The organism is Streptomyces sp. NPDC048383 (genome assembly GCF_040651775.1).
In the GTDB taxonomy this organism is placed as follows: domain Bacteria; phylum Actinomycetota; class Actinomycetes; order Streptomycetales; family Streptomycetaceae; genus Streptomyces.
In genome coordinates, this window is record NZ_JBEZKS010000087.1 from 1 (window position 1) to 25,010 (window position 25,010).

Annotated in this window: 22 protein-coding genes; 12 read left to right on the forward strand and 10 right to left on the reverse strand. The window is 72.2% G+C overall.

The genetic code is table 11. The features are described 5' to 3' along the window. Window positions 1-89 precede the first annotated feature (89 nt). From AB0D46_RS36050 to AB0D46_RS36060, 3 genes are all read right to left on the reverse strand, one after another. Window positions 90-1,322 carry a DUF5667 domain-containing protein gene (locus AB0D46_RS36050; protein WP_362883990.1) on the reverse strand — a complete coding sequence of 411 codons (1,233 nt, stop codon included), beginning with the start codon at window positions 1,320-1,322 and terminating at the stop codon, window positions 90-92. 295 nt (window positions 1,323-1,617) lie between these two features. Then, the gene (locus tag AB0D46_RS36055; protein WP_362883992.1) at window positions 1,618-2,427 is read right to left on the reverse strand and encodes an ECF subfamily RNA polymerase sigma factor, BldN family; all 810 of its coding nucleotides are present in this window, start codon (window positions 2,425-2,427) and stop codon (window positions 1,618-1,620) included. 340 nt (window positions 2,428-2,767) lie between these two features. After that, the gene (locus AB0D46_RS36060) at window positions 2,768-3,724 is read right to left on the reverse strand and encodes an HAD-IB family hydrolase (protein ID WP_362883994.1); all 957 of its coding nucleotides are present in this window, start codon (window positions 3,722-3,724) and stop codon (window positions 2,768-2,770) included. Between the two features lie 99 nt (window positions 3,725-3,823). On the opposite strand from AB0D46_RS36060, the gene AB0D46_RS36065 reads away from it, so the two are divergent. The 7 genes from AB0D46_RS36065 to AB0D46_RS36095 all read left to right on the forward strand — a co-directional run bounded on the left by AB0D46_RS36065 (window position 3,824) and on the right by AB0D46_RS36095 (window position 12,315). Next, on the forward strand, window positions 3,824-4,102 hold the full coding sequence (locus AB0D46_RS36065; protein WP_362883996.1) for a glutaredoxin family protein: 279 nt from the start codon (window positions 3,824-3,826) through the stop codon (window positions 4,100-4,102). Between the two features lie 273 nt (window positions 4,103-4,375). Beyond that, the gene (locus AB0D46_RS36070; protein WP_362883998.1) at window positions 4,376-5,191 is read left to right on the forward strand and encodes a redox-sensing transcriptional repressor Rex; all 816 of its coding nucleotides are present in this window, start codon (window positions 4,376-4,378) and stop codon (window positions 5,189-5,191) included. Continuing rightward, a complete protein-coding gene (locus AB0D46_RS36075) occupies window positions 5,188-6,903 on the forward strand; it encodes a glutamyl-tRNA reductase (RefSeq protein WP_362883999.1) in 1,716 nt (571 codons plus the stop codon). Before AB0D46_RS36070 ends, AB0D46_RS36075 begins: the two co-directional genes overlap by 4 nt. Continuing rightward, window positions 6,900-7,904, forward strand: coding sequence for a hydroxymethylbilane synthase (hemC, locus tag AB0D46_RS36080; protein WP_362884001.1), 1,005 nt, complete (start codon window positions 6,900-6,902; stop codon window positions 7,902-7,904). The genes AB0D46_RS36075 and hemC overlap by 4 nt, the downstream gene beginning before the upstream one ends. Continuing rightward, window positions 7,901-9,568 carry a uroporphyrinogen-III synthase gene (locus AB0D46_RS36085; protein ID WP_362884003.1) on the forward strand — a complete coding sequence of 556 codons (1,668 nt, stop codon included), beginning with the start codon at window positions 7,901-7,903 and terminating at the stop codon, window positions 9,566-9,568. The genes hemC and AB0D46_RS36085 overlap by 4 nt, the downstream gene beginning before the upstream one ends. 187 nt (window positions 9,569-9,755) lie before the next feature. Beyond that, entirely contained in the window at window positions 9,756-10,850 is a 1,095-nt protein-coding gene (locus AB0D46_RS36090; RefSeq protein WP_362884005.1) for a hypothetical protein, read from the forward strand. A gap of 112 nt (window positions 10,851-10,962) precedes the next feature. Further along, the gene (locus tag AB0D46_RS36095; protein ID WP_362884007.1) at window positions 10,963-12,315 is read left to right on the forward strand and encodes a HEAT repeat domain-containing protein; all 1,353 of its coding nucleotides are present in this window, start codon (window positions 10,963-10,965) and stop codon (window positions 12,313-12,315) included. On the opposite strand, the gene AB0D46_RS36100 is transcribed toward AB0D46_RS36095, so the two are convergent. Continuing rightward, the gene (locus AB0D46_RS36100) at window positions 12,293-12,538 is read right to left on the reverse strand and encodes a DUF397 domain-containing protein (RefSeq protein WP_362884009.1); all 246 of its coding nucleotides are present in this window, start codon (window positions 12,536-12,538) and stop codon (window positions 12,293-12,295) included. The genes AB0D46_RS36095 and AB0D46_RS36100 overlap by 23 nt on opposite strands. Then, window positions 12,535-13,320 carry a helix-turn-helix transcriptional regulator gene (locus AB0D46_RS36105; protein ID WP_362884029.1) on the reverse strand — a complete coding sequence of 262 codons (786 nt, stop codon included), beginning with the start codon at window positions 13,318-13,320 and terminating at the stop codon, window positions 12,535-12,537. Before AB0D46_RS36105 ends, AB0D46_RS36100 begins: the two co-directional genes overlap by 4 nt. Before the next feature lie 37 nt (window positions 13,321-13,357). Between AB0D46_RS36105 and AB0D46_RS36110 the strand changes: the two genes are divergently transcribed. The 3 genes from AB0D46_RS36110 to AB0D46_RS36120 all read left to right on the forward strand — a co-directional run bounded on the left by AB0D46_RS36110 (window position 13,358) and on the right by AB0D46_RS36120 (window position 15,339). After that, complete coding sequence (locus AB0D46_RS36110; protein WP_362884011.1) at window positions 13,358-13,906, forward strand: ATP-binding protein; 549 nt, start codon at window positions 13,358-13,360, stop codon at window positions 13,904-13,906. A 43-nt stretch (window positions 13,907-13,949) separates the two neighbouring features. After that, complete coding sequence (gene hemB, locus AB0D46_RS36115) at window positions 13,950-14,951, forward strand: porphobilinogen synthase (RefSeq protein WP_362884013.1); 1,002 nt, start codon at window positions 13,950-13,952, stop codon at window positions 14,949-14,951. A 121-nt stretch (window positions 14,952-15,072) separates the two neighbouring features. Continuing rightward, entirely contained in the window at window positions 15,073-15,339 is a 267-nt protein-coding gene (locus AB0D46_RS36120) for a DUF1876 domain-containing protein (RefSeq protein WP_362884015.1), read from the forward strand. 63 nt (window positions 15,340-15,402) lie between these two features. Here the strand turns inward: AB0D46_RS36120 and AB0D46_RS36125 are convergent, their stop codons facing one another. Beyond that, window positions 15,403-16,167, reverse strand: coding sequence for an ABC transporter permease (locus AB0D46_RS36125; protein WP_362884017.1), 765 nt, complete (start codon window positions 16,165-16,167; stop codon window positions 15,403-15,405). Next, window positions 16,164-17,090 carry an ATP-binding cassette domain-containing protein gene (locus AB0D46_RS36130; protein WP_362884019.1) on the reverse strand — a complete coding sequence of 309 codons (927 nt, stop codon included), beginning with the start codon at window positions 17,088-17,090 and terminating at the stop codon, window positions 16,164-16,166. The genes AB0D46_RS36125 and AB0D46_RS36130 overlap by 4 nt, the downstream gene beginning before the upstream one ends. Before the next feature lie 112 nt (window positions 17,091-17,202). On the opposite strand from AB0D46_RS36130, the gene AB0D46_RS36135 reads away from it, so the two are divergent. Continuing rightward, complete coding sequence (locus AB0D46_RS36135; protein WP_362884021.1) at window positions 17,203-17,979, forward strand: TetR/AcrR family transcriptional regulator; 777 nt, start codon at window positions 17,203-17,205, stop codon at window positions 17,977-17,979. Between the two features lie 61 nt (window positions 17,980-18,040). On the opposite strand, the gene AB0D46_RS36140 is transcribed toward AB0D46_RS36135, so the two are convergent. The 3 genes from AB0D46_RS36140 to argS all read right to left on the reverse strand — a co-directional run bounded on the left by AB0D46_RS36140 (window position 18,041) and on the right by argS (window position 22,988). Further along, window positions 18,041-18,838: a VOC family protein gene (locus tag AB0D46_RS36140; RefSeq protein ID WP_362884031.1), complete on the reverse strand. Its 798-nt coding sequence runs from the start codon at window positions 18,836-18,838 to the stop codon at window positions 18,041-18,043. A 302-nt stretch (window positions 18,839-19,140) separates the two neighbouring features. After that, window positions 19,141-21,027, reverse strand: a complete 1,887-nt coding sequence (locus tag AB0D46_RS36145) for a hypothetical protein (RefSeq protein WP_362884023.1) — start codon at window positions 21,025-21,027, stop codon at window positions 19,141-19,143. A gap of 188 nt (window positions 21,028-21,215) precedes the next feature. Next, window positions 21,216-22,988, reverse strand: a complete 1,773-nt coding sequence (gene argS, locus AB0D46_RS36150; RefSeq protein WP_362884025.1) for an arginine--tRNA ligase — start codon at window positions 22,986-22,988, stop codon at window positions 21,216-21,218. A 153-nt stretch (window positions 22,989-23,141) separates the two neighbouring features. On the opposite strand from argS, the gene lysS reads away from it, so the two are divergent. Then, on the forward strand, window positions 23,142-24,902 hold the full coding sequence (gene lysS / locus AB0D46_RS36155) for a lysine--tRNA ligase (RefSeq protein WP_362884027.1): 1,761 nt from the start codon (window positions 23,142-23,144) through the stop codon (window positions 24,900-24,902). The last annotated feature ends 108 nt before the right edge of the window (window positions 24,903-25,010 follow it).

The following is a 25,010-nucleotide window of genomic DNA, read 5'->3' on the forward strand; positions in this document are numbered from 1 at the left end:
GGGGGGGGGTGGTTTTTTGGGGGGGGGGGGGGGGGGGGGGGGGCCGCCGGGGGGGGGGGGGGCGGGGGGGGGCCCCCCCCCCCTCTCCCTTACTGTTCCGCGTCCTCGCTGTTGAGGCCCAGACCCGGGAGGAGGCCTGGGAGGAGGGGCGGGAGGGTGATGTCCGGCTGGGGGAGCTCGGGGGTCCCCGGGGCGGACGTGCCCGGAGGGGCCTGTCCCCCCGCCGGCGGGTTCAGCAGGTCGCCCGTACCGCCCAGGAGGCCGCCACCGGTGGGTTCCGGGGTACGGCTGCCGGTGGACGGCGTCGGGGTGGCCGCGGGCGCCGATGAGGGCGTACTCGAAGCCGATGGAGCGGTCTGCTGTTTGCCGGTCGCCGGGGTGCTCGGTGTGGCCGAGCCGGTCGACGGGCGGCCGCCGCGGGTCTGCTCCGGGGGCTTGGGCAGCAGGCCCTGGAGCGGGGCGACGTCAGCGTCTATGGCCTGGAAGACCGATTCGACCTCGCCCCCGACGTCGGTGAGTTGCGCCGGGAGCTTCTCCCGGAGCTTGCCCCAGGCGTCGCGGTGGGAGCGGGAGAACGAGGACAGCGTCTGGATGGGGCCGAGCGAGCCGTCCCGTTCGTACGCGGCCTGGAGCAGCCGGTGGCCCTGTTCCGCGTCGTGCTTCATGCCCGCGAGGGCACGGCGGATGTCACCCAGGGATTCGTGGTCGAGTACTCCCGTCCGGCCCCTCTCCATCAGGCGGCGGGCTTCGGACAGCCGGTTCGAGGCCCGGTCGAGGTAGAGCTCACCCCGGTCCGCGTCCTCGTCGGCCATGCCCAGCTTGAGATCCTCCATGCCCCGTTTGATCGGGTACAGGGAATCACCGGGCAGGGCGTCCGTGCTGGCAGCGGCCACTCCGCTGAAGGCCCCTGCGGCCACACCCACGGTGAGGCCTCCCGCTGCGATGCCCTTGGACCAGCGGGAGCGGGGCCGCAATCTCCGGAGCGACGTCGCCCGGTGGGCGCCGCGGCCGGTCCGCTGTTCGGGCACCAGAGGGTCCGCGGCGGCACCGCCCCCGGCCCTCTCCTCCTTCACCATGGCCTCCATGGCGGCGACGAGCTGGGCTCGTTGCACCACTTTGACCTCGGGATCCAGCGCCGGGCGCGGCATTCTTTCGCCGAGCGCGTTCGCCAGGGCCAACAGCCGGTCGTGGTCGGCAGGTTCGGCAGGTGCCTCGGACTGCTCGGCCACCGGGTCCGGTTCTGAAAGATCGGATGGCTTCCGATCCTCCAGGGCCTGGGCGAAGGCGTTCGCCCGCCGGTGCGGAGTCACGTTCGCGATCACTGGCGGCACCTCCTCTCGTCATGACGATCGACTCCCCAAGGTGTCCGGAAGGTTGCCTGCCTTGAGCACATCCACACTTTCGGGTGAGCGGCTTCGGGCAGGGCGTGTCCACAGGGAGCCTGCATTCCGCACAACGAGCGGCGCGGCACTTGGGTTACGGACGAAGGATGATCGGACCACAGCGTCATCGAGGGGTCACCGGGGGTGAGGTCGTGTCGTCGTTGAGTGTTGTCTTGTGGAGCGTGGTCGTACGCGGTGGACGTACGGGTCGGATGGGCCGGATGGGACGGGTGCGTCAGCGGGCGTCTTCCGGGAGCAGGCGGGCCAGGGTGCGGACCGCCCGGTACTGGAGCGTTTTGATGGCGCCCTCGTTCTTCCCCATGACCCGGGCCGTTTCGGCGACCGAGAGGCCTTGGAGGAAGCGCAGGGTGACGCACTCCTGCTGCTGGGGGTTGAGTTTGCGCACGGCTTCCAGCAGGGCCGCGTTGGAGAGGGACTCCAGGACGGAGTCCTCGGGGCTGCGCTCCACCTCGTTGGCGTCGAGCATCTCGCCGGTGGTGACCTCCAGGCGGAAGCGGCTGGACTTGAAGTGGTCCGCCACCAGGTTCCGCGCGATGGTCACCAGCCAGGCACCGAAGTCTCGGCCCTGCCAGGTGAAGGTGGAGATGCGGCGCAGCGCGCGCAGGAAGGTCTCGCTGGTGAGATCCTCCGCCGTCGCCTTGCCGCCGACGCGGTAGTAGATGTAGCGGTACACCGTGTCGCTGTACTGGTCGTAGAGCCGGCCGAAGGCGTCGGCCTCGCCGGCCTGGGCGCGTTCGACCAGGTCCATCATGCGGGCCTGGTCGCTGTCCGCGGTGGGGCGGCGGTGGACGGGTGCGGTCGTGCCGGTGGAGCCGGCCGATCCGGAGCCCGCGCGACCGCGTCTGCCCACCGTCGCCCCACCGTCGGTCAGGGCGTAGCAAGGACCGGCCGGGCCGAGGCCGGCGGGTACGGCGGCGAAGGCGGGGACGGCGTACGCGGTGGGGACGAAGCCACGCAGGTGGTCGAGGACCGTTGCGCGCAGCGTAGCCAGGCCCGAGGCGTCAACCCCGACAGGTGGGTACACGGGACTCCCAGAGGCAGAGCTTCCATCACGTGCAGTGCGGGACCGTTCACCCGTCGTGGCGACAGATGGGCGGTGGCATGCGTTTGAGGAGAATAACGCTTCGTACAGGCAGCGCTACACCCAGTTGTCTAAATCACCGGTTCCGACACTTCTGTTGCGTGTCCAGGGCATATTCAGGCCTGATTGGTGATCGATTCCTGATCGCTTGGGTGCGCGGAATGGAAGCTTCCGCAGAGGCTCACGACCGAGTGGGGCAGGTCGGAGTGCCGCGCCGGAGGCGCGGGTAGAGGTGAGCGAATGAACGCCGGGCGGGCCGGAACCGGCCCCCGGCCCGGCGCCGCTACTTGCGGCGGCGGTGGAGGGCGATGGCGGCGGCCGTGCCGCCCGCGATCGCGCCGACCCCGGCGGCCGCCGGGACGCCGACCTTCACGGCCTTGCGGCCGGTCCGATAGTCGCGCAGTCGCCAGTCGTGGGTCCGGGCATGCTTGCGCAGTTTCGTATCGGGATTGATCGCATACGGATGTCCGACCAGCGACAGCATCGGAATGTCGTTGTGCGAATCGCTGTACGCCGCGCAGCGGCCGAGGTCGAGTTCCTCGGCGGCCGCGAGGGCGCGCACGGCCTCCGCCTTGGCGGGACCGTGCAGGGGCTCGCCGACCAGTCGGCCGGTGTAGACGCCGTCCACGGACTCGGCGACGGTGCCCAGGGCCCCGGTAAGGCCGAGCCGGCGGGCGATGATCGTGGCGGTCTCGACGGGGGCGGCGGTGACGAGCCACACCTTCTGGCCGGCGTCCAAGTGGGCCTGGGCCAGGGCGCGGGTGCCCGGCCAGATCCGCTCGGCCATGTACTCGTCGTAGATCTCCTCGCCGATCGACATCAGCTCGGAGACCTTGTGGCCCTTGACGATGGACAGGGCGCTGTCCCGGGCGTCCTGCATGTGCTCGGGGTCCTCGACGCCGGCGAGCCGGAACCAGGCCTGCTGCCAGGCGAAGCGGGCCAGTTCGCGGCGGCGGAAGAACTCGCGCTTGTAGAGGCCGCGACCGAAGTGGAAGATCGCGGCGCCCTGCATGACGGTGTTGTCGAGGTCGAAGAAGGCCGCGGCGAGGTCGTCGCCGGGGACCGGGAACTCGGGCTCGACGGGAGCGCCGACTTCCGCTTCCGGTTCGACGGCCGTGGGGAACGGTGGCGCTTCGGCCTGCGCGGTCTTGCGGGCGGCCTCGGCCGAGGCCTCGCCTGCCAGCACGCTCCGCGCGGTGGCGGAGCGCCTACGGGGGGTGAGCCATCCCAGAGCGGCCATGACGCGAGCATAGCCATTGTGTTCGGGACTTCCCGAACCGCCGGCATACGGGGTGGTTAACAGTTCGGGGCCCGTGCCCCGGCGCGGGACAATGAGGACATGAGTCCTCTGCTGCGCCGCAAGGAAAAGAAGCGTCCCGCCGAGCGGATGGTCACGCTGGTCGGGAAGCCCGGATGTCACCTCTGTGACGAGGCCCAGGAGGTGATCGAGAAGGTCTGTGCCGAGACGGGGGCGCAGTGGGAGAAGAAGGACATCTCGCAGGACGAGGAGCTGTACCGGTTGCACTGGGAACAGATTCCGGTCGTGCTCGTCGACGGCGAGCAGCACACCTTCTGGAGGGTGAACCCGGACCGGCTGCGGCGGGCGTTGGGGGCCTGACCTCGCCGGCCGTTACCATCGTGGGCGATTTATGGGGACACGGGGGCGTATTGATGAGGAGTGTGCACGGTTTTGCCCCCTTCTGGATTTGAACGGGTTCGGCCCGTTCTCGGTTCCGGTCCCGGTCGCACGGCCCGCGTGACCCCGGTCACTTTGGCCGGACAAAGCGGACACAATCTTTGTGCACGCGTTCACAAAGACATAGCCTGCATTCGACGGGGCGGTCCTGGGACAAGAGGCCGCCTGCAGCCCCGCTCATCCCGCAGGAGCATCGTGGCAACTGGCCGAACTCACCGACCGGCGACCCGCAGCCGAGGTATTCCCGAGGCCACTGTCGCCCGGCTTCCGCTGTACTTGCGTGCCCTCACCGCGCTCTCCGAGCGATCGGTGCCCACGGTGTCCTCCGAGGAACTCGCGACCGCCGCCGGAGTCAACTCGGCGAAGCTGCGCAAGGACTTCTCGTACCTCGGCTCCTACGGTACCCGGGGCGTCGGCTACGACGTCGAGTACCTCGTCTACCAGATCTCCCGCGAGCTCGGCCTGACCCAGGACTGGCCGGTCGTCATCGTCGGCATCGGTAACCTCGGCGCCGCCCTGGCCAACTACGGCGGTTTCGCCTCCCGCGGGTTCCGCGTGGCGGCGCTGATCGACGCCGATCCCGCCATGGCCGGGAAGATGGTCGCCGGCATGCCCGTGCGGCACACCGACGAGCTCGAACAGATCATTGAGGACAACGGCGTCTCCATCGGGGTCATCGCGACGCCCGCCGGCGCCGCGCAGCAGGTGAGCGAGCGGCTGATCGCCGCGGGCGTCACCTCCATCCTGAACTTCGCGCCGACGGTGCTGTCCGTGCCGGAGGGCGTCGACGTGCGCAAGGTCGACCTGTCGATCGAACTGCAGATCCTCGCGTTCCACGAGCAGCGCAAGGCCGGCGAGGGCGCGGCGGCCGCCGCCGAGGAGCTCGCGGGCCCGGCCACCGGTACGGGGGCCGCGCCGGCCGCCGCCGTCGTGCCGCCCGCCGGGCGGGCCGCCGCGGCCGCGCGCAAGGGCGGCCCCGAGGGCGACGTCCCGGCGGTGATGCCGGCATGAGCCTGCTCGTAGTCGGCCTGAGCCATCGCAGCGCGCCGGTGAGCGTGCTGGAGCGGGCCTCGCTGTCCGCCGATGCCAAGGTCAAGCTGTTGCACGACACGCTGGCCGCGGAGCCGGCGGCCGAGGCGACCGTCCTGGCCACCTGCAACCGCATCGAGCTGTACGCGGACGTGGACAAGTTTCACGCCGGCGTCGCCGAACTGTCGACGCTGCTGGCCCAGCACAGCGGGGTGGCTCTGGAGGAGCTGACCCCCTACCTGTACGTCCACTACGAGGACCGGGCGGTGCACCACCTGTTCTCGGTGGCGTGCGGACTGGACTCCATGGTCGTCGGCGAGGGGCAGATCCTCGGCCAGATCAAGGACGCGCTGGCGCTGGGGCAGGAGCTCCACACCGCCGGCCGGCTGGTCAACGACCTGTTCCAGCAGGCGCTGCGGGTCGGCAAGCGGGCGCACTCGGAGACCGGGATCGACCGGGCCGGCCAGTCGCTGGTCACGTTCGGGCTGGAGCAGCTCGCCGTGCGCGAGCCGGTCGGGCAGTGGGCCGCGGGCAAGCGGGCGCTGGTGATCGGCGCCGGTTCGATGTCCTCGCTGGCCGCCGCCACGCTGGCCCGGGTGGGCGTCGCCGACATCGCGGTGGCGAACCGGACCGCGGAGCGGGCGGAGCGTCTCGCCGAGATTCTGGTTGCCTCGGGCACCGGTGTGACGGCGCGGGCCGTGACCATGGGCGCGGTGGCCGAGGAACTGACACGTGTTGACGTCGTCGTGTCCTGTACGGGCGCGACGGGTTTGGTGCTGAGCGCGGACGACGTGCTCGCCGCGGTGTCCGGCGACCCGGCGGTGGAGCTCCTGCCGGTCGGCGCCCCCACGCAGGCCGTCGGGGCGCGGGCCGTAGGCGCGCCGGCCGTGGGGGTGCGGGTCGCGGAGTCCGCCGCCGGCGACGTACTGGCCCGGCTGGTCGCGGCCGCGGAGGCCGGGCGGCGCATCGCCGACGCCGGCGCCGTACGCACCATCCCGGCCGCCGAGCCCGACGGCTGCCCGCTGGGCCCGGACGTGCCCGCCGGTGACGGCCGGGCCGCGCTGACCGGCGTCGACGCGGGCTCGCTCGAACTGCACGGCACCTGGGCCGACCAGGGCGGGGCCACCGCTACGCGGCAGCCCCGCCGGACCGCGCGCAGCCGGGCGGACGGCGCCCCCGTACGCCTGGCGCTGCTGGACCTGGCCATGCCGCGGGACATCGACGCCGCCGTGCACCGGATCCCCGGGGTCCGGCTGGTCGACATCGAGTCGCTGGCGGAGACCTCCGCCGACGCCCCGATGGCGGCCGACGTGGACGCCGTACGTGGGATAGTCGTCCAGGAAGTGGCCGCGTTCGGGGCCGCCCAGCGGGCCGCGCACATCACGCCCACCGTCATCGCCCTGCGGGCGATGGCCGCCGAGGTCGTCGCCATGGAAGTGGCGCGGCTCGACGGACGGGTACCCGATCTCGACGAACGGCAGCGGGCCGAGGTCACCCAGACCGTGCGCCGCGTCGTCGACAAGCTCCTCCACGCGCCGACCGTGCGCGTCAAGCAGCTCGCGAGCGAGCCCGGCGGCGCCGGGTACGCGGAGGCGCTGCGCGAACTCTTCGACCTCGACCCTCAGACGGTGGCTTCCGTCAGCCGGGCGGACGCGGCCGATCCGAAGAACGACGACCCAGGACGGGCATCATGAACACACGTCCCGACCGGCCCCTCAGGCTCGGAACGCGGCGGAGCAAGCTGGCCATGTCCCAGTCCGGGCACGTCGCCGAGGCGGTCCGGGCGGTCACCGGCCGAGCCGTGGAACTCGTGGAGATCACGACCTACGGTGACGTGTCCCGGGAGCACCTCGCGCAGATCGGCGGCACCGGCGTGTTCGTCACCGCGCTGCGCGAGGCGCTGGTGCGGGGCGACGTCGACTTCGCCGTGCACTCGCTGAAGGACCTGCCGACCGCGCAGCCCAACGACCTGGTCATCGCGGCCATGCCGAAGCGGGAGGACGCGCGCGACGCGCTCGTCGCCCGCGACGGCCTGACCTTCGAGCAGCTGCCCGACGGCGCGCGGATCGGTACCGGTTCGCCGCGGCGCACCTCGCAGCTCCACGCGTACGCCAGGAGCCTGGGCAAGCGGATCGAGACCGTCGCCATCCGCGGCAACGTCGACACCCGGATCGGGTTCGTCCGCGCCGGTGAGCTCGACGCGGTCGTGCTGGCCGCCGCCGGCCTGAACCGGCTCGGCCGCGGCGACGAGGCGACCGACCTGCTGGCCGTCGACTGTGTGCTGCCCGCTCCCGGCCAGGGAGCCCTGGCCGTGGAGTGCCTGGCCTCCGACGCGGCCCTCATCGCCGCGCTCGGCGAACTCGACGACCCGCACACCCGGGCCGCCGTGACCGCCGAGCGTTCCCTGCTCGCCGCCCTGGAGGCCGGCTGCAGCGCACCCGTGGGCGCGCTCGCCGACCTTCCCCCACTCTCGGCTCCGCTCGAGTGGGGGGACCCCCTGGTCGAGGGGCAGATTGTCAATGAAATGCGCCTGCGCGGCGTCGTCGGCACCCTCGACGGCTCGACGCTGGTGCAGCTGTCCACCACCGGACCCGTGCCCCAGTCGTATGACGAGGCCATGGCGCTCGGCCGCGAACTCGCGGACGAGATGCTGGCCAAGGGCGCGGCCGGTCTTATGGGGGAGCGATCGCTTTGAACCCCTCACGTCCGACCACCTCCGCTTTTCCGGTCGTCGCCGCCCACGGACTCGTCACCTTCCTCGGTGCCGGCCCCGGCGACCCGGGTCTGCTGACGCTGCGCGCCGTGGAGGCGCTGGCCGCCGCGGACGTACTGATCGCCGAGCCCGAGGTGCTCGACGTCGTACGGACCCACGCGCGGGCGGGCATCGACACGCCGCAGCTGACGGTTGCTGACGAAGTGTCAGCCGCCGCCGGGGTCCCGGTGATCCGCGACGCCGCCAATCTTGTCATGGAGGCCGCACGGTCCGGCAGGCGGGTCGTCCGAGCCGTCACCGGCGACCCCGGGCTCGACGGGAACGCGTCCGGCGAGATGCTGGCCTGCGCCGCGGAGGGGATCCCCTTCGAGGTGGTGCCCGGTGTCGCCACGGCCGTCGGCGTACCCGCGTACGCGGGTGTCCCGCTGCGCGGGGAGCAGGGCACGGACGTCCGCTTCGTGGACGCCCGGCACGCGTCGGCGCAGTGCTGGAGCGAGGCGGGCGCCAGTGGCGGCCGCCTCGTCGTCACGGCGACGCTGGAGACGGTGTCGGCCGCGGCCGCCGAGCTGGTGGCCGCGGGCCGCAAGCCGGAGACCCCGCTGACGGTGACCGTCGGCGGTACGACGACCCGGCAGCGCACCTGGAGCGCGACGCTGGGCACGATCGCCCAGGTGTTCAAGCAGGGCAAGGTGCTCCCGTCGCCGGAGGGCGCGCGCCCGGTGATAGCCGTGGTCGGTGAGCAGGGCGCCGCCGAGCGGCGCGAGGAGATGGCCTGGTTCGAGTCGAAGCCGCTGTTCGGCTGGCGGGTCCTCGTACCGCGTACGAAGGAGCAGGCCGCTTCGCTCTCCGACCAGCTGCGTTCGTACGGCGCGGTGCCGCACGAGGTGCCGACGATCGCCGTGGAGCCGCCGCGCACCCCGCAGCAGATGGAGCGGGCGGTCAAGGGGCTCGTCACGGGCCGCTACGAGTGGATCGCCTTCACCTCGGTCAACGCGGTCAAGGCGGTGCGGGAGAAGTTCGAGGAGTACGGGCTCGACGCGCGCGCGTTCGCCGGCATCAAGGTCGCCGCGGTGGGCGAGCAGACGGCGGCGTCGCTGGTCGAGTTCGGTGTGAAGCCGGACCTGGTGCCGAGCGGTGAGCAGTCGGCGGCCGGGCTGCTGGAGGACTGGCCGCCCTACGACCCGGTCTTCGACCCGATCGACCGGGTGTTCCTGCCGCGCGCCGACATCGCCACCGAGACGCTGGTGGCCGGGTTGATAGAGCTGGGCTGGGAGGTCGACGACGTCACCGCCTACCGGACGGTGCGGGCGTCGCCGCCGCCGGCCGATACGCGCGAGGCGATCAAGGGGGGCGGGTTCGACGCCGTGCTCTTCACTTCGTCGAGCACCGTGCGGAACCTGGTCGGGATCGCGGGCAAGCCGCACAACGTGACGGTCATCGCGTGTATCGGGCCGGCGACGGCCAAGACCGCGGAGGAGCACGGGCTGCGGGTGGACGTGCTGTCTCCGGAGCCGTCGGTGTCGAAGCTGGCGGAGGCGCTGGCCGCTTACGGGGAGGCTCGTCGGGAGGCCGCGAAGGCCGCCGGGGAGTCGGTGGCCCGGCCGAGCGAGCGTCGGCCGGGGGCGCGGCGGCGTCGTACGACGTGAGCGCGTTAGACGGGCCGGCCTGCGGCCGGATGCGGGTGGTGCGGAGGGGTTCGGGCGCGGGATGCGCTCGGGCCCCTTTTCGTTGGCGGGGGTGCCCCGTTCGGACGGGCGCCCACCGCCCGAAAGGCCCCTGAGCAGCTGGGATACGTTGTGCGTTTCATCGAGGCGGCACGACGGGGGAAACCGAATGACGCAGAATCCAGGATGGGGATCCGGACATCACGGCGGTTGGGGCGGATATCCACCGCCCCCGACCGCCAAGCCCGGAGTGATCCCGCTGCGGCCGCTGGGTGCGGGCGACATCATCAGCGGGTCGTTCTCGACCCTCGGCCGCTACTGGAAGCAACTGGGCGGCGTCTTCCTGGCCGTCCACGGCATCTGGCTGCTGATCGTCGTCGCCGCCGTGGGCATCGCCTTCGCCGCGGTGCACGAGCACGTCGCCCCCGTTTTCGACGCGACCGACGGCCGGGCGCCGGATCGCGAACATCTGACTCCGATCCTCCTCGCGGGTGCCACGCTCCTGTTCCTGCTGGTCGTTCTCGGAATCACGTCGTTGGCGCTCTCGGTCTCGCTCCACCAGACCGTCCTGCGCAACGCGGTCCTCGGCCGTCCCGTCGCCTTCCGCGCGCTGTGGCGGGCGACCTGGCGGCGGGCACCCGCGGTGGCCGGCACGGTCGTCCTCGGCGGACTGATCGCCGCCGCCCCGATGCTCGTCGTCATGGCGGTCTGGCTGCCCATGACCATCGCCGGCGCCGGCGCCTCGGACGATTCCGCACCCGGGACGGTCGTACTGCTGCCGTTCCTCCTGATCCTCACCATGCCACTGATGGTCTGGCTCACCACGCTGTTCGGCCTGGCGCCGGCCGCCGCGGTCATGGAGCCGGCCGGGCCCGTCACCGCGCTGCGCCGCTCGGCGCGCCTGGTCAAGGGCGACTGGTGGCGCGTCTTCGGCGTCACCATGCTCGCCGGCCTCATCGCGGGGCTGGTCGCGTGGCTGATCCAGCTGCCGTTCCACCTCGTCGCCCTGTTCACGCTGATTCCGGCGGTGTCCGACGTACCCGACGGCGGGGTTCCCCCGCTCGGCGCGCTCTTCCTCTTCGTCCTGCTCGTGCTGGTCGGCGGGATCGGTGGCCAACTGGTCCAAACCGGCTTCATGCAGTTGGTCAGCGGCCTGTTGTACGTCGACCTGCGGATCCGGCGCGAAGGCCTGGCGGCGGAACTCCTCCGCGCGGTCCCGGCCGGTTCGGCCGCTCCCGTGCCGTCGTCGTCGCCGGTCGGCTGACCCGAGGCACGCGGCCGACCGCGCCCCCGGTCACCCGGGGGGGGACAGGACCGGCCTCGCGGCGGGGCCGGGGCTGGCGACCATCGGCGCAAGGATCGACAGAGGGGGACTCGTGGGCGAGTTGGATGCTCTGCTGGTGGGTGCGGTGGGGGTGGGGGACGCGGAGGCCGTACGGGGGTTGGTGGAGGCGGGCGCGGATCCTGACGCGGTGGGCGGGGACGGGCTGCCGGTGTTGTGCGCGGCGGTGACCGCGTTCGCGGTGGAGACCGTACGGGCGTTGGTCGAGGGCGGGGCGCGGCCGGACCGGGTGCCGGCGGACGGTACGACTCCGCTGTTGCGGGCCGTCGAGGGTGGTTCTCCGGCCGTGTGGGAGGCCTGCCTGGGGGAGCGGGCTCGTGAGCGGCTGCCCGAGGGGGAGCGGGTGCGGCTGCTGGAGGTGGCTCGGCGGTGGTACGAGGTCGGCGCGGAGGCGGAGTTGCGCCGGGTGACGGGGGCAGAGGGGCCCGCGCGGATCGAGGTGGTCGCGGAGGGCGAGGTCGCGGAGGGCGAGTTCGACCGGGTCGAGGAGATCACCCTCGGCGGGCGGACCGTGCGGGGTGGTCACGGGGCGGTTCTGACCCGGTTGGAGTGGGACTTCCGGATCCTGGCGCCGGTGGAGGAGTTGATGGGCCGGGCGACGAAGTACGAGTACGAGGACCACGTCGACAGGTCGGCGGTCGAATGGATTCTCCTGGTGCGGAAGAGCGCGGAAACCTGGTTGCAGGTGGTGGAGCACCACCGACACCCCTCGCCCGCCCATCGGGCGTTCGTCGCCGACTTCCTGCGCATGGGCGACCTGATGGCCGGCGCGGTCGCGCACCCCCGTTGGTACGAGAGGCAGCGGCTCGCGCTGCTCCCCGGGTGGGCGGACGTGGAGCCGGACGGTGGGGTTCTGGGGCTCGTGCTCGACCTGCTCTGCGCCGAGGAGCACCCGCAGGCTCGGGCGTTCGGGCTGCGGTACGCCGGGCATCCGGACCCGAGGGTGCGGCGGCGGGTGCCGCCGCTGTTCCTGCGGCCGCTCGACCACGAGACGGCGCAGGTGGTGCAGGACCTCGGACGGGACGTCGACGCCGGGGTGCGGGCGGCTGCGGCGGAGGCGCTGGCGTGGGAGCCGCTGAGGCAGGCGGAGCGGGAGGCGCTGTTCGCCCTGCTTCGGGACGAGGATCCGCAGGTCAGGGAACGGGCCGTGTACGCGGCCGGTCACGGCTGCGACCGGTCGCCGGCCATCGCCGAGGCGTTGATGGAGCTGCTCGACGTCGGGGATCAGGACGCCCGGCTCGCAGTCGCCTACGCCCTGTCCCTGCGCGACGACCCGCGTACGAGGGAGGCGTACGCGCGGGTGGGACCGCTCGGCCCGGAGCTGGTGGGTGACCATCGGGCGGACGGCCTGTGGCGGTGGGAGCTCAGGAACGAACCCAACGGGTGAGGCCGGTCCAGGCGGCGGGGGTGAGGGCGAGCGTCGGCCCGTCGGTGACCTTGGAGTCCCGGACGTGGACCGTGTCGGCGCAGGCGCAGGTCGCGACCTCGACGCAGGCGTCGCTTGCGCCGTTGCTGTGTGAGGACTTCTGCCAGGTGACGGCCACCTCAAGGCAGTTGCCGCCCTCGCTGGCGCTGTAGCTGGACTTGAACCACGTGGGTCGGGTGCTCATGGATCTCCTAGCAGCTTGTTCAACAGGTCCCTGGTTTCCTGGGGGTTGAGGGCCTGCGTCCGCAGCATCGCATATTTCGAGGTCAGGATGCTGACCTCATCGAGGTCGGAAACGACCAGGCTGCCACGGTGTGTTTCGAGGTACGCGATGTGTTGATGTTCCGCTGTTTCCAGGAGGACGAACGGGCCGTCGAGAGCAGGGTGGGTCCCTTGGCCGAGAGGAAGAACCTGGACCGTGACGCCGGGGAGGTGCGAGCACGTGGCCAGGTGTCGGAGCTGCTCGTTCAGGACGGCGCGCCCACCGACTGGGCAGCGTAGGACCGGCTCCCAGATTACGAAGCTCGCCAGTATGGGCTGAGTCCGGCGCAGGGCGGAGTGGCGGTCGATGCGTGCGGAGGTCTGCGCCGTGATCTCGTCCGCCGAGAAGAGCGGTAGTCGACTTCGGAAGACCGCCTCGGCATAGGCCGGCGTCTGAAGGAGTCCTGGCATGACCTGGTTCTCGTACGAGGAAATGGCCTGAGCCGTCTTTTCCAGGTTCATCAAGGGCTCTGCCCAGGGCGGGATGACGTCGATCTGCGGCATCTTGAGCGCGGCGACAGTGAGGACGCCGGGGAGTCCGAGTACCCGGTCCATCAGTTCCGCCACATCCGGCATCAGCGGCCTTCTGCCTTGCTCGATGGAGGCGATGGTCTCTTCCTGGAGCCCGACCAGCTTGCCGAATTCCTTCTGTGTCAGCCCTTTTGCGGTGCGGCAGACGGCAACCTGCTCGCCGACCATCTTCATCACCGTGGCATTGGGCCGTGTCCTCTTACGTGGTGGCATGACCGTGAACTCCCCGCCCGTGGACGCGAACTACCCGTACCAACCCGTACTGATCGTCGCGTACGGGTTGCCGCACTGCGCCAGGTTAGTCACGCACCGCCACGATCGACGCGTGAACGTGGAAATCCATCCGGCCCTGCTGCGTGAGCGGTTCTACCCCCGCAGCCGCCAAACCGTCCGCTCTGCCAGGGAGTTCGCGGCGGTGACACTGCACGCGTGGAGTGTCACATGCCGTCGGGACGACGTGTTGCTCTGCGTGAGCGAGCTGGCGACCAACGCCCTGCTGCACGGGGTCCCGGCCGGGCGCGGCTACCGGTTGCGGATGCTGCGGTTCGGGGAGGTCGTACGGGTCGAGGTGCACGACAGCGGGGGCGGCCGGCCTCGGATCGAGAACCGGGACACGGGGGCCGAGGGCGGGCGGGGGTTGTTGCTCGTGGCGGGGGTCGCCGATCGGTGGGGGGTCGGGGCGCGGGTGCCGGGCAAGGTGGTGTGGTGCGAGTTCGGGGTCGGGGCGTCCGGCGCGGGGACGGGCGGTGGCAGCGCCTAGGCTGGGTTCCGACTGCTGTCGATGCTCGAAGAGGCGACTGAGAATGAGCGCGTACGGATCCTTCCCCGGCTCGCGGCCCCGCCGGCTGCGCACCACCCCGGCCATGCGGCGCATGGTCGCGGAGACGCGGCTGCACCCTTCGGACCTGATCCTGCCCGCGTTCGTGCGCGAGGGGATCTCCGAGCCGCTGGCCATCTCCGCGATGCCGGGCGTTGTCCAGCACACCCGGGACACGCTGCGGAAGGCCGCCGCTGAGGCCGTCGAGGCGGGCGTCGCGGGCATCATGCTGTTCGGCGTGCCGGCCGACGAGAACAAGGACGCGCTCGGCACCGCCGGCACCGAGCCGGACGGGATCCTCCAGCTCGCGATCCGGGACGTGAAGACGGAGGTCGGGGACGACCTCGTGATCATGTCCGACCTGTGTCTGGACGAGTACACCGACCACGGGCACTGCGGGGTGCTGGACGAGCACGGCCGCGTCGACAACGACGCCACGCTGGAGCGGTACGCGGAGATGGCGCAGGTCCAGGCCGACGCGGGCGTCCACGTCGTGGGGCCGAGCGGCATGATGGACGGCCAGGTCGGCGTCATCCGTGACGCGCTGGACGAGACGGGCCACGAGGACGTGGCGATCCTCGCGTACACGGCGAAGTACTCGTCGGCGTTCTACGGTCCGTTCCGGGAGGCCGTCGCGTCGAGCCTCCAGGGCGACCGCAAGAGCTACCAGCAGGACCCGGCCAACGCCCGCGAGTCGCTGCGGGAGCTGGCGCTGGACCTGGAGGAGGGCGCCGACATGGTCATGGTCAAGCCCGCCGGACCGTACCTGGACATCCTGTACCGGGTCGCGCAGGAGGTCGACGTACCGGTGGCGGCGTACCAGATCAGCGGCGAGTTCGCGATGATCGAGGCCGCCGCGGAGAAGGGCTGGATCGAGCGCGACCGGGCCATCCTGGAGACCCTGCTCGGCATCAAGCGGGCGGGCGCGGACACGATCCTGACGTACTGGGCGACCGAGGTCGCCGGCTGGCTGCGCCAGGAGCGCTGAGCCCGGCCGCGCGTGCGGTGAGGCCCCCGGATCCCGGTCCGGGGGCCTTTCGCGTGTCGTTGCGGGGGCGTGCGTGCGGGCGCACCCTGGAGGGAGAGGCCGACTGTGGAGGTGGTCCGCGATGCCCACGCTCGTCGGATGGCATGTCGAGATGGAGTTCTCCGAGGAGGGCCACCGCACCGGTGCGGCGGCGATGCTCCGGCTCGCCGACGGCTCCGAGATGAGGGCGCGCGGCTACGCCATGCGCCACCCGTCCGACCCCGAACAGCTGCGGGTCGGTGAGGAGATCGCCGGCGCGCGTGCGCTCATGGATCTCGCGTCGCAGATGTTGCAGAAGGCGCACACCGAGATCGACGAGGCCACGGGTCGGCACTCCCACCCGCTGTAGCGGCGCCGAGCCGACGGGCCCCTGCCGGACCTCGGGGTTCGGCAGGGGCCCCGTGCGCGACGGTCAGCGGGTGCGGCGTTCGAACAGGGCCGATGACAGGACGACGGCCAGGGCGAGGATGCCGGCGCACCAGGACAGCGCCACCCAGGGGGAGTTGCCCGCCGGCTGGTCCAGCAGGAGGGCGCGCAGGGACTCGATCACCGGGGTTAGTGGCTGGTGGTCGGCGAAGCCGTGGAGCCAGCCGGGCATCGTGTCGATCGGGACGAACGCGCTGGACGGGTAGGGCAGGAACATCATCAGGAAGGTGAAGCCGCCGGCCGCCTCGGGGGTCTTGGCGAGCAGGCCGAGCGCCGCCGCCAGCCAGGAGATGGCCATGATGTACGCGAGCAGCAGGGCGGCCGCAGCGAGGAAGCCGAGGGGGCCCGCCTGGGGGCGGAAGCCGATGGCGAGGGCCACGGCGAGGACGAGGGCGGTGGAGTGCAGGTTGCGCGCCACGGAGGCCGTGACGTGTCCGGCCAGGATCGGGACGCCGCCGACGTCCAGCGAGCGGAGCCGGTCGACGACGCCGTTGCGCATGTCGTCGGCGACGGCGACGGCGGTGCTCGCCGCGCCGAAGCCGGCGCACAGCAGCATGGCGCCGGGGACCACGTAGGTGACGTACGCGGTGCCGGTGTCGATGGCGCCGCCGAAGAAGTAGACGAAGATCAGCATCAGCATGACGGGCAGCATCAGGGCGGTGATCAGGGCGTCCGGCTGCCTGCTGCTGATGCGCAGGCTGCGGCCGGCAAGGGCGAAGGCGGTCGGGGCGAAGGCGGTCGGGGTCGTCACGGGGCTGCTCCCGTCAGGGTGAGGAACACGTCGTCGAGGGTGGCCGTGCGCAGGGTGAAGCGGTCGATGCCGGTGCGGTCGGGGTCGAGCTCGTCGAGCAAGGCCCGGACGTGGGCGGCGGTGCCGTCGGTGGGCAGGCCGAGGGTGAGTTCGTCCGGTACGAGGTGCACCGCGCGCGGGGCCAGCGCCTCGTAGGCACTCCGGTCGGCCAGGGTGAGGTCGAGGCGGTGTCCGGCGACGCGGGACTTGAGTTCCGCCGGGGTGCCCTCGGCCGCGATCCGTCCGTCGGCGAGCAACGCGACGCGGTCGGCGAGCCGGTCGGCCTCCTCCAGGTACTGGGTGGTGAGCAGCACGGTGGTGCCGTCGGCGCGCAGTTCGCGTACGAGGTCCCAGAGGTCCTGGCGGCTGCGCGGGTCCAGGCCGTTGGTCGGCTCGTCGAGGAAGAGCACCTCGGGGCGTGAGACGAGGCTCGCGGCGAGGTCGAGGCGGCGGCGCATGCCGCCCGAGTACGTCTTCGCGGTGCGGTCGGCGGCTTCGGCGAGTCCGAAGCGTTCGAGGAGTTCGGCGGCCCGGGCCCGGGCGCGGGGGGCGTTCAGGCCGCTGAGGCGGCCCATCATGCGCAGGGTCTCGGCGCCGGTGCGGAGCTCGTCGACGGCGGCGAACTGGCCCGCGAGGCTGATGCGTTCGCGGACGCGGGCCCGTTCGGTGGTGACGTCGTACCCGGCGACGCGGGCGGTGCCCGCGTCGGGGGTGGTGAGGGTGGCCAGGAGGCGCACGGTGGTGGTCTTGCCCGCGCCGTTGGGCCCGAGGAGGGCCAGGACGCTGCCGCGCGGGACGGCGAGGTCGATGCCGTCGAGGACGCGGAGGGCGCCGTAGGACTTGGTGAGGGTGGTGGCGTGGATGCCGAGGGCGGTCGTGGTCATGGCGGACCCAGCTCCCTTCTTCGCTTCTTCTGCGTATGGGCTACGCGCTTCTGTGTAAGTAATACACAGAACTAGGATGTGGGTCAACGATCCAGGAGGGAGAGTGGGCGCCATGACGCGGGAACCGGCGGACGATCCGGCACGGGACACCGGGCTCCCGGCGAGCCTGGAAGTGGCCTGGGGACTGCGCGAGCGCCCGGCCAAGGGCCCCAGACCCACCCTCACCCTCACGAAGATCGTGGACGCGGCCGTCGCGCTCGCCGCCGCCGAGGGCACCGACGCCGTGTCCATGGGCCGCGTCGCCAAGGAACTCGGCGTCTCCACGATGTCCCTCTACCGGTACGTCACGGCCAAGGAGGAGCTCTACATCCTCATGTCGGACGCCGGCGTCGGCACCCCGCCCGAACCCGCCGGGGACCCCGGCGCGGGCTGGCGCGAACTGGTGACGCAGTGGGCGTACGCGCAGCGCGCCGTCCTGATGGCCAACCCCTGGATCCTGCGGATCCCGCTCACCGGGGCGCCGGTCAGCCCCAACCAGCTGGCCTGGATGGAACGCGGGCTCGCCGCGCTGGCCGACACCGGACTCGACGAGGGCGAGAAGATCTCGGCGATCATCCTGATCGGCGGGCTGGTGCGCAACGAGGCCACCATGGCCGCCGACATGATGGACGCCATCATCAAGTCCGGGGTCGCCCCCGACCAGGTGATGGCCCGCTACCTGCGCACGCTGCGCCTGATGACCGGCCCCGACACGCATCCGGCGCTGACCCGGCTGCTGGACTCCGACGCGTTCACGGGCTCCGACGAGCCCGACTTCCAGTTCGCCTTCGGCCTCGGCCGCGTCCTGGACGGCCTCGCCGCGCTGATCGGCGAGCGGTCCGCGCGGTAGGCGTGGTGGTGGGGGCGGGGCCCCGGGAGGTCCCGGGGGCCCGTCATGGTGGGGCGGGGGGTCAGACCGGCTGCTCCGGGGCGGTCGCCGTGATCACCGCGAACGGGCCGCCCTGCGGGTCGGTGAGGACGGCCATGCGGCCCACTGGCATGTCGAAGGCCGGGGCGATGACGTTGCCCCCGGCGCGGGTGGCGGCGGCCTGGATCTCGTCGACGCTGTCGACGTGGAAGTACGGCAGCCAGTGGGGCGGCGTACCGGGCGGCAGGTTGTCGGGGCCCATCAGGCCGGCGACCGCGCGCCCGCCGACCTTGAACTCCGTGTACCCCTCGGTGCCCGGCATCTCGGACGCGGCCGTGGTGACGGGCAGGACCGACGCGTAGAACGCGGCGGCGGCGGCGACGTCGACGGTGGTCAACTCGTTCCAGATGAGGGCGCCGTGCTCGTTGACGATGCCCGCGCCGTCGAAGGTGCCGGGCTCCCACAGCCCGACGACGGCGCCGGTCGGGTCGGCGACGACCGCCATCCGTCCGAGGTCCATGACGCCCATCGGGCCCATCATGACCGTGCCGCCGGCGTCGGTGACGGACTTGAGGGTGGAGTCGATGGCGTCGGTGGACAGGTACGTCGTCCACACGGTCGGCGGCAACGGGTCCGGGACGCTGCCGTCCGGGTTCAACGCCTTCATGATCCCGGCCACGGGCTTGCCCTTGAGGGTGCAGACGGAGTAGCCGCCCTGCTCGGCCGGGCCGACCTCGCCCTGCCAGCCGAAGAGGTCGCAGTAGAAGTCGAGGGCCGCCTGCTGGTCGGGGACGAACAGGTCGATCCAGCAGGGAGTGCCGGGCTTGTAGGGGCCGTTCATGTCGGGCACGGATGCCTCCGGATGGGCGCGGGGGCGGCCGGGCCGCCCGTCGGGGGAGGGACGGGCCGTCCCCTACCCGGACGATGCGGGACGAACCGGCCCGTCCGGGTGACGGGCGCCTGGCCGGCGGGGGGTGTGGGGCGGGGCCGTACGGGGCCGTCCGGCCGGTGGCCCCTTGGACGCCGGCCGGGCGGCGGGGCGGGGTGCGGCCCGGGGTGGGGTGGGGTGCTGGGAGGCGGCCCCAGGGTGACTTCGGGGTGGCTGGGGGCCGCCGTGGGTGGTGGCGGGGGTGGTGGCCGGCGTCAGGTGGTGGTGCGGCGGCGGTGGCGGCCCGTGCCGGCGGCGAGGGCCGCTCCGAGGGCCACGGCGAGACCGGCGCCGCTGAGGGCCCAGCCGGTGGCGCTGCCCGTGGCGGCGAGTTCGCCCGACGGCTGGTCGCCGATCGGCTGGAGGCCGCCGTTGGGCACCGGCGCGTTCCCCGAGCCACCGGTGCCGGGTGCGCTGCCGCCGGGGGTGCCACCGGGCGTGCCGCCCGGGGTCCCACCAGTACCGCCCGGCGTGCCGCCGGGGTCTCCGCCGGGCGTGCCGCCGGGGTCGCCTCCAGGAGTTCCGCCGGGCGTGCCGCCGGGGTCTCCGCCGGGCGTGCCGCCTGGAGTTCCGCCCGGGTCTCCGCCGGGCGTGCCGCCCGGCGTGCCGCCCGGGTCTCCACCGGGCGTACCCCCAGGGTTCCCGCCCGGCGTGCCGCCGGGGTCTTCGCCGGGCGTGCCGCCGGGGTCGCCTCCAGGAGTTCCGCCGGGCGTGCCGCCGGGGTCTCCGCCGGGCGTGCCGCCCGGGTCTCCGCCGGGCGTGCCGCCCGGGTCTCCGCCGGGCGTGCTGCCCGGGTCTTCGTCCGGGGTGGGGGCCGGGGGCAGGAGGGTGGTCAGGTGGCGGGGGGAGCGGGAGCCGGCCCAGGGTGGGGGGGTTTCGGCGTCGACCTGGGACGTGCCCCAGGAGAAGAAGGACACCGAGCCGGTCGGGGTGTCGGCGGCGAAGCGGACGCGGACCGGGACGTCGAAGGTCCCGCCGGCCGCGATCGGGCCCTGGGTGAGACCGGCCGCGTAGAAGAAGCCGCCCTCCTCGGAGAGGACCTCGACGGGCTGCCAGGCCGGCGCCCCGTCCGCGCCCGTGCGCCGGACCTCCACCGTGATCTGCGAGGCCTCCATCGCGACGAAGTCCGGCCGGGACATGATCAGTCCCAGGTCGAACGCGGCCAGCGCGCCCTTCCCGGTGTTGTCCACGCGCACCGAGAGGTTCGTCCAGTCGCCGCCCGCCCGCACGCTCTCCGGTACGCCGCTCACCGTCAGCGCCGGGCCCACGACGTGGACCGGGTCCTCGTCGCCGCCGGCCGCGCCGGTGATCCGGGTCGGGTACGAGGACGTGGGGGAGGTACCGGTCGAGTTGCCGACCCGGCTCCTCCCGTCCGACGTCAGGTCGAACAGCACGACCGGGGTGTCCGCCGCGAAGCTGATCCGTACGTCGATCGTGCGGACCTGCCCGGCCGGCACCGCCGCCGAGGTGCCCAGGACGTAGCCCAGGGCGGGCGCCGCGTCCGGGTCGTCGACGGGCGCCGCCGCCCGCCAGACACCCTCGGCCGTCCGGTACTCGACCTTGACGTGGGCGGACGTGAACGCCCCCGCGGCCTGCGCCACGCCCAGCTCCGCCGTGTAGCCGGGCACGGCCACGTGCCCCGAGTTGTCGACGGTCACCGTGAGCGGCGTCCAACTGCCGTCGGCCGGGAAACCGCCCTGCGGGATGCCCTGGACGGTGACCTCGGGCCCCATCAGGAGCCGGTCCGACGACGTCTCCTCGGCCGATTCCGCCGATCCCGCCGATGCCGAGGACGGTTCCGAAGTCGGCGCCGGCGGTGCTGCCCGGCCGGCCTGGGCCTGGGCCGGTACGGCCTGAACCGGGACCTGAACCGGGACCGGGACCGGCGCCGCTGCCGGCGCGGGCGCCGCCGCCTCGACCGGCGCCGCCGCCGCCGGCGCGGCCTCCGCCGCCTCCTCCGGCTCCGCGGCCCCGTCCCCCGCCGGCAAGGCGTCCGGCACGGTCACCGAGGGGTGGTCTTCGGCCATCGCCGGCGCCGCCATCAGCAGTGTTTGACCCGCCACCGCCGCGGCGGCCGCCACGGCCATGCGCTTGAGCTGCATGTTCTTTCCTCCCCGGGCTCCGAACGCATGCCCGGACCCACCCCAAACCCCTTGGAACGCGCCCAGGTTAGTGAGCCGGAAGGAGCCGGCGGGGAGATATGGAAATCAGAAATGCGTACGGCCCCGGCGGAGTGAGCAGGGGTGCCGGGGCCGTGCGCGAGTTCACCCGGCCGTGCGCCGGGCCGGTGTCAGAGCTTCTCGGGGGTGCGGATCCCGAGGAGGGACATGCCCTTGTTGAGGGTGCGGGCGGTCAGCTCGCACAGGAACAGCCGGTTCTCACCGACCACGAGCTCCGGCTGCGGCTTCACGACCGGGCACTCCGTGTAGAACGTCGTGAACAGCGAGGCCAACTGGTACAGGTACGCGGCCACCTTGTGCGGCGCGTACTCCGCGGCCGCCTCCTCCACGAGCGCCCCGAACGCGTCCAGGTGCAGACCCAGCGCCCGCTCCGCCGGCGCCAGCTCCAGCTCCGGGTGGGCCACCGGCGAACGGTCGCCCGCGTTGCGCAGGATGGACCGGATGCGGGCGTACGCGTACTGGAGGTACACGGACGTGTCGCCGGTCAGCGAGACCATCTGGTCCAGGTCGAACTTGTAGTCCCGCGCGGCCGAGGTCGACAGGTCCGCGTACTTGACCGCGCCGATGCCGACCTGGAGGCCGTTCTCGACGATCTCCTCCTCGGTGAGCAGCCCGCGCTCCGCGTCCTTGTCGCGGACCACGCCCGTCGCCCGCTCCACGGCCTCGTCGAGCAGGTCCACGAGCCGTACGGTCTCGCCCTCACGGGTCTTGAACGGCTTGCCGTCCTTGCCGAGGACGGTGCCGAAGGCCAGCTGGACGGCCTCGACCTCGTCGTTCAGCCAGCCGGCGCGGCGGGCCGTCTCGAAGACCATCTTGAAGTGCAGGGACTGACGGGCGTCGACGACGTACAGCAGCGTCGAGGCCTTCAGGTTGCCGACGCGGTCACGGATCGCGGACAGGTCGGTCGCCGCGTAGCCGAAACCGCCGTCGGACTTCTGGACGATCAGCGGGGTCGGGTTGCCGTCCTGGCCCTTGTACTCGTCGAAGAACACGCACAGCGCGCCGTTGGAGCGGACGGCGACGCCCGAGTCCTCCAGCAGCTTGCAGGTCTCCACCAGCATGTCGTTGTAGCCGGACTCGCCGACGACGTCCGCGTCCTGGATGTCCATGTCCAGCTTGTTGAAGACGGAGTAGAAGTAGATCTTCGACTCGTCCACGAACCGCTGCCACAGGGCGAGCGTCTCCGGGTCGCCGGCCTGGAGGCCGACCACGCGGGCCCGGGCGCGCGTCTTGAACTCCTCGTCGGAGTCGAAGACGGCGCGCGAGGCCTTGTACAGCCGGTTCAGGTTGGACATGGCCTCCTCGCCGGAGACCTCCCCGTCCGACTTGTGGTCCAGCTCGTGCGGGTGCTCCAGCAGGTACTGGATCAGCATGCCGAACTGGGTGCCCCAGTCGCCGATGTGGTGGCGACGCACCACGGTCTCGCCCGTGAACTCCAGGATCTCCACCATCGCGGCGCCGATCACGGCGGACCGCAGGTGGCCGACGTGCATCTCCTTCGCGACGTTCGGCTGGGCGTAGTCGATGACCGTCGTGCCCGGGTTCGCCGCGAGCGCGACACCGAGGCGGTCGTCCGCGGCGCGCGCCGCGAGGGTCTCGATGATCGCCCGGTCGGTGATCGTGATGTTCAGGAAGCCGGGGCCGGAGACCTCGATCTCCCGGATCAGGTCACCGGTCGCGATGGCCTCGACCACGGTCGTCGCCAGCTCGCGCGGGTTGGCCTTGGCCTTCTTCGCGAGCGCGAGGATCCCGTTGGCCTGGAAGTCGGCCCGGTCGCTACGTCGCAGCAGCGGGTCGGTCGCACCGGCCTCCGGCAGGGCGGAGGCAAGGGCGTCCGCGACGCGCTGATCGACGGAAGAAGCGAGGGAAGGGACCGAGGCCATGAGCTGCCGTTCCTGTGAGGTTGCACGTGAGGACGCACTTGGGTGTTCCGACAAGTGCCGAGTATCCCACGCGGGCGCCGAAGGCCTCGCGGGATATCAGCGGGACACCAAGGAGCGGAAGCAACCCCGGAGCGCTCCCCTCCGTCTGGGAGAATGGCTGAAGCCAGCATTCGAGTAGAAGGACGTGTCGTGGCTCAGAGCAGCACCGAGACCGACTGGGTCTCCCGTTTCGCGGACGAGGTCATCGCCGAGGCGGAGCGCCGAGCACCCGGCAAACCTGTCGTCGTCGCGTCCGGACTCTCCCCCTCGGGCCCGATCCACCTGGGCAACCTGCGCGAGGTCATGACCCCGCACCTGGTCGCGGACGAGATCCGCCGCCGGGGCTTCGAGGTCCGCCACCTCATCTCCTGGGACGACTACGACCGTTACCGCAAGGTGCCGGCCGGCATTCCCGGCATCGACGAGTCGTGGGCGCAGCACATCGGCCGCCCGCTGACCTCGGTCCCGGCCCCGGCCGGATCCGCGTACCCGAACTGGGCCGAGCACTTCAAGGCCGCCATGGTCGAGGCGCTGGCCGAGCTCGGCGTCGAGTACGACCCGATCAGCCAGACGGAGCAGTACACCTCCGGCGTCTACCGCGAGCAGGTCCTGCACGCGATGAAGCACCGCGGGGACATCGACGCCGTCCTCGACCAGTACCGCACCAAGCAGAAGCCGGGCAAGAAGCCCCAGCAGAAGCAGGTCGACGAGGCCGAGCTGGAGGCCGCCGAGGGCTCCGGCGCGGCCGCCGAGGACGACGGCAGCGCCGGCGAGGGCGGGTACTTCCCGTACAAGCCGTACTGCGCCGAATGCGGCAAGGACTTCACCAAGGTCACCTCGTACGACGACGCGACCACGGAGCTGACCTACGTCTGCGCCGAGGACGCGTTCACCGAGACGGTCAAGCTCAGCGAGTTCAACCGGGGCAAGCTCGTCTGGAAGGTCGACTGGCCGATGCGCTGGGCCTTCGAGGGCGTCATCTTCGAGCCCTCCGGCGTCGACCACTCCTCGCCCGGCTCGTCGTTCCAGGTCGGCGGCCAGATCGTGCACATCTTCGGCGGCGAGCAGCCGATCGGCCCGATGTACGCGTTCGTCGGCATCTCCGGCATGGCGAAGATGTCCTCCAGCAAGGGCGGCGTCCCGACGGCCGCCGACGCGCTGGAGATCATGGAGCCGCAGCTGCTGCGCTGGCTCTACGCCCGCCGCAAGCCGAACCAGTCGTTCAAGATCGCCTTCGACCAGGAGATCCAGCGCCTGTACGACGAGTGGGACAAGCTGGAGGGCAAGGTCGCCGACGGCTCCGTGCTCCCGGCCGACGCGGCCGCGCACACCCGCGCCGTCCGCGTCGCCTCGCACGAGCTGCCCCGCACCCCGCGCCCGATGGCCTACCGCACCCTCGCGTCGGTCGTCGACATCACCGCCGGGCACGACGAGCAGACCCTGCGCATCCTCAGCGACCTCGACCCGGAGCAGCCGCTCACCTCGCTCGACGAGGTACGGCCGCGCCTGGACCGCGCCGAGAGCTGGATCACCACCCAGGTCCCGGCCGACCAGCGCACCCTGGTCCGCGAGGAGCCCGACACCGAGTTGCTGTCCTCGCTCGACGAGGAGGCCCGGCAGTCGCTGCGGATGCTCGTGGACGGCCTCGACACCCACTGGTCCCTCGACGGGCTGACCACGCTCGTCTACGGCGTGCCGAAGGTCATGGCCGGGCTGGAGCCCGACGCCAAGCCGACGCCCGAGCTCAAGGTCGCCCAGCGCACCTTCTTCGCGCTGCTCTACCGACTGCTCGTGACCCGGGAGACCGGTCCGCGCCTGCCCACGCTGCTCCTCGCGGTGGGGGCGGACCGGGTGCGCACGCTGCTGGCGGTCTGAGCCGGTACAGGTGAACGCGGACGGGCCCGCACCGCGAGGAGCAGCGTGGGCAGGCGCGGACCGGTCTCCCGGGTCACGAGCAGTCGGTAGAGCAGCGCGAAGAAGGTG